Below are 4,002 nucleotides of genomic sequence, written 5' to 3' on the forward strand. Positions count from 1 at the left end.
ATCTTATCAGTACAAAAACATCACAAGTCCAAGTACAGACATTGGATACATTAGCGTTTGGTTGAAAACAGACAGCACCGGATCCGGCGGAATTTTATTTCGTCCAATAAACACTTCGGATGTTTGGTTGAAAGATATTTCACTTTATAATACGAGAATTAAACAGGGCGATGATCATATTTTATCATATACATATTTAGCAAATACATGGTATGAGATCCAAGCAGAGTATAGGAAAAGCGACAACAACAGCCGGGCAAGATACAGACAATACGGCGGGGCATGGCAAGCATGGTCAAGTTGGAGTGCCGAGTTGGGATCGGTTGAGTTGGGTAGAATAGCATTAAATCAGCCGTCCAATACATACAAAGGTTGGTTTGACAACATAATTATTGGAGAAGGAAACGCACCGGACGATGATGACATGGAGATGCCGCCGTCAGAGATCATGACATTAGATTTTTTACAGCCGCCGGATGAAACAAGCACACCTGATTTTTCGCAATGGCTTTTGGAATATCAGTATTATACAGGCACAACAACGCCGTTGCTTTTATATTTTAATATACGGACATTAACAGAAACGGGTTCTTATGTTGGGGACAGCGGACAAATTAAAATGATCGTGCCGGATAGCACATCAACGCAGACAATTTTTATTCCAAAAAGTTTTGTGCTTCCGGGCGATAAATGGTATAATGCCACAGCAAATTTTTGGATCAGCCCGGAAAATATACTTGCCACAAGCACATCACATTTTGTTGTTAGCACAACATCATCAGCGATTTGGCAAATTCCGCCAACAAGCACAACAACATCAAGCGGTTTTGTTTTGACTTGCGATCCTGACAGCAGTTTTTTTTCAGAAAGTTTGTGTAAATTAGGACTATTCCTTTTTATTCCAAAGTATGAAGATTTTGGATCATTTTTGGAAACATGGGACAATATCAAAAACAAAATTCCGATCGGATATTTTACGGCAGCAGAAACAGCACTTGATACATTAACAACAGAAACAGACGGCTCGGTTTCTTTTAGTTCGCTTGGCGATTTTACAGATTATATCAAAAATTTTTTCACAGGGGCATTTTGGCTTTTATTCGTTTTCTGGTCTTTTAACCGGATCAGAAATTTAGAGATATGATTTCAACAGCAATTCTTTATATTTTATCGGCATTACTTTTCACATTGACACTTCCGTTTCGGTTGTTGCCCGATGTTGTGCTTCCTGACGGGGTGGCAGAAGCAATTTCAGAAGCAAGCGGATCACTTGCCGGCTTGAATACCATTGTGCCGATAGATGTTTTGCTTAATGTTTTCAAAGCGGTTATTCTTTTAGAGATCGGCATTTTGGCTTTCAAAGGTTTGAATTGGGTGATCCGGAAAATTCCGGGTGTAAATTAAAAAAATATGTATATTGTAAAAATAAAATTATATTGTCCGATTTGTAAAAAAGAATTTTCATGCGGATCAATAAAGAGAAAAACGCTTGAAAGTGCCAAAAAAGATGTTGAATATTGGATCGGTATAGTTCCAATATTCAAATGCCAGCGTGATAATAGTTTTTTACAAATTGACGCTGAAATAGAGATTAACTAATATATTTATATATATATAACTAATCGTAGTAGTAGGTATTTCACTTTTTGAGTAATAAAATGATATTTTTTGGCTTTAATAATATCTAATTTCGGTGGAAAAAGTGTTGATAAACTATGATAAAAGTGTTGATAAGTTGTGTTTTGGTGGTGGGGATAATTGATATTTTCCGCATGTTTAGGAAAAAATGATTTCTTATCCCCAATTTTTCAAAAGATATCCACACGATATCCACTAAATTTGTTGTTGCTATTGACAGGGGGGTGTATAATTTGCTTACGGCAAAAGAGAAGCAGAAAGCCGTAAGCAAATTAAATTTTATGCTCGGTTTGTGCCAACGGCATTGCCAAAACATATACACCCGGCACAGCAAAACATTTGGCAGTTTTCCGGATCGCTTCTTTCAAAAAAATTATGATTGAAAAATTTAGAAAATTTATTGACAAGTATTTTTGTTATATTTATATTACTTTAATTTTAGCCATTGCTTTTTTTTGTTTTTCAATGGTCAAAATGGTAATGGCACAAACATGTGAAATTGGAAATTGTGATCTATGCTTAAATCAAAATGATTGTGAAACAGCCGGGTGTGTTTGGAATAGCACTTGCCAAGAGCCAACACCAACACCAACAGCAACACCGGAAGCAACAGATGAGCCATTTGTCGTTGATCAAAATTATATTATTGAATTTAATGGCACAACAACACCATTTGTTTTTTCAAACACTTGGACAGCACCGGACATTTTAATGGTTGGCGGCTTATATTTTTTAATTATTTTTTTGGTAGGAAAAGCGATTTTGTCGGGTGTAATTAGGGCGTATGTTTCAATTCGCCGCAAATTTCAATGATCACAGCATATCTTTTTAATTATATTTTAGAATTTATTTTCATTTTATTTTTAACAGGAATAATTTTTGAGATTTTGAAAACATTGTCGGATTATTTAAGGAATTAAAAAATGGCAATAATTGAAAAAACATTGACAGCATTTTGGGCAATTTTTACCGGGCAAGATTTTAACATCATTGCCACGCTGTTTGCTGTTTGTTTTGTTTTTGCTATAATATACTTGATCCTCTATTTAATGAGGTAAATGGTCGGGGTGTTGAATTGTGAAAAAATTTTTTACTCATGAAAAAGTATCTTATCGCCGCTGGATCAGTTATTGGATCCGCTGTTGCCACTCTCTCGGCTTTTGCCGGAACCGGTGCCGCACCAGAAACAATTATTCCTGTTGCCAGTTCAACATTATTGGCTGATATGACTTCCTATGTTCCAACACTTTTTAATGATCTTTTCCCTGTCATCGCACTCGTTTTAGGTGTCGTGTTAGGTTTCTGGATCATTTCCAAAGCAGTTGGTTTGATCGCTGGAAAGTTCCGCAGCAAATAATGTTCAGCGGGTTTTGTCTTAAAGCCGCCGGGCATTAAGAGATAAAAAAGCACCGGGCTTTCCCGCTCAACATCTTTTTTTTATTTTATGCCAACATCAACACTTGGAATTGTTATTGATAGCCAAAAAATTTCAGATATCATGGGCGTGGCAAATGCTACACTTGGCGATTTCAAACCGCTTTTCTTTATTTTATTAGGCGGCTGGATTGCTTTTTTTGTGATCAGTTTTATCATCGGTTTAGTTAGAAAAGACAAAAGTTTGCCGGGAGTTCTGACAACAAGAAAAGAAAGGATCAGAAAAAGTTATGATGTGGAAGCGGAAACAGCGGGTTTCGGTTATTTAGATGATGACGATGACTATGACGATGACGATGACGATGACGATTTTTAATTTATGATAAATTTAATTTTACAAAATTTTATTCCACATGCTCATGCTTACGAGTATTTTGACATGTCCGGCGTTGCTTCAAGTTCAATGGCATTTGCCGGTGGAATTATTAGTGATTTACAGCCGGTTTGGATCATGGTCATGGGCGTGCTTTTGGGCATGGTTGTGATCGCATTTATTGTGGGCATGCTTACAAAACACAAATAGTTTTTTGCGGGCGTGGTTTTATACTACTATGAAAAACAAAGGGGCTTGCCGGTCATTTTTAGGCGTTGTTTTGGGGCTTGTGGGCTGGTTTGCCATGCCGGGCGGTGTTTTTGCCGCTTTATTCGTTGAAAATTTTTCTTATTCAAATGGAGATTTAACGGCATGGGATACAACAGACATTTTTTATCAAGTAGTTGATACAAATTGTATAGATGACAAATGTTTATATGCCGGATTAAACAATATCGGTTGGGGATCTTATCAGTACAAAAACATCACAGGTCCAAGTACAGACATTGGATACATTAGCGTTTGGTTGAAAACAGACAGCACCGGATCCGGCGGAATTTTATTTCGTCCAATAAACACTTCGGATGTTTGGTTGAAAGATATTTCACTTTATAATA

At 36.7% G+C, this 4,002-nt stretch carries 9 protein-coding genes; all 9 read left to right on the top strand.

Annotated elements, in window-relative coordinates:
- On the top strand, positions 1 to 1,144 hold a 1,144-nt coding region (locus WC310_05845), incomplete at its 5' end, for a hypothetical protein (GenBank protein ID MFA5359304.1).
- Entirely contained in the window at positions 1,141 to 1,404 is a 264-nt protein-coding gene (locus tag WC310_05850) for a hypothetical protein (protein ID MFA5359305.1), read from the top strand. The genes WC310_05845 and WC310_05850, both read left to right, overlap by 4 nt.
- 6 nt (positions 1,405 to 1,410) lie before the next feature.
- Positions 1,411 to 1,599, top strand: a complete 189-nt coding sequence (locus WC310_05855; GenBank protein MFA5359306.1) for a hypothetical protein — start codon at positions 1,411 to 1,413, stop codon at positions 1,597 to 1,599.
- Between the two features lie 414 nt (positions 1,600 to 2,013).
- Positions 2,014 to 2,451: a hypothetical protein gene (locus WC310_05860; GenBank protein MFA5359307.1), complete on the top strand. Its 438-nt coding sequence runs from the start codon at positions 2,014 to 2,016 to the stop codon at positions 2,449 to 2,451.
- Between the two features lie 110 nt (positions 2,452 to 2,561).
- The gene (locus WC310_05865) at positions 2,562 to 2,696 is read left to right on the top strand and encodes a hypothetical protein (GenBank protein MFA5359308.1); all 135 of its coding nucleotides are present in this window, start codon (positions 2,562 to 2,564) and stop codon (positions 2,694 to 2,696) included.
- A 38-nt stretch (positions 2,697 to 2,734) separates the two neighbouring features.
- Positions 2,735 to 2,995, top strand: coding sequence for a hypothetical protein (locus WC310_05870; GenBank protein ID MFA5359309.1), 261 nt, complete (start codon positions 2,735 to 2,737; stop codon positions 2,993 to 2,995).
- Between the two features lie 87 nt (positions 2,996 to 3,082).
- Complete coding sequence (locus tag WC310_05875) at positions 3,083 to 3,388, top strand: hypothetical protein (GenBank protein MFA5359310.1); 306 nt, start codon at positions 3,083 to 3,085, stop codon at positions 3,386 to 3,388.
- 3 nt (positions 3,389 to 3,391) lie between these two features.
- Positions 3,392 to 3,595, top strand: a complete 204-nt coding sequence (locus WC310_05880) for a hypothetical protein (protein ID MFA5359311.1) — start codon at positions 3,392 to 3,394, stop codon at positions 3,593 to 3,595.
- Positions 3,596 to 3,623: 28 nt separating this feature from the next.
- On the top strand, positions 3,624 to 4,002 hold a 379-nt coding region (locus tag WC310_05885; protein MFA5359312.1), incomplete at its 3' end, for a hypothetical protein.

This window comes from Patescibacteria group bacterium, assembly GCA_041653535.1.
Lineage (GTDB): Bacteria > Patescibacteriota > Patescibacteriia > JACRDY01 > JACRDY01 > JBAZFH01.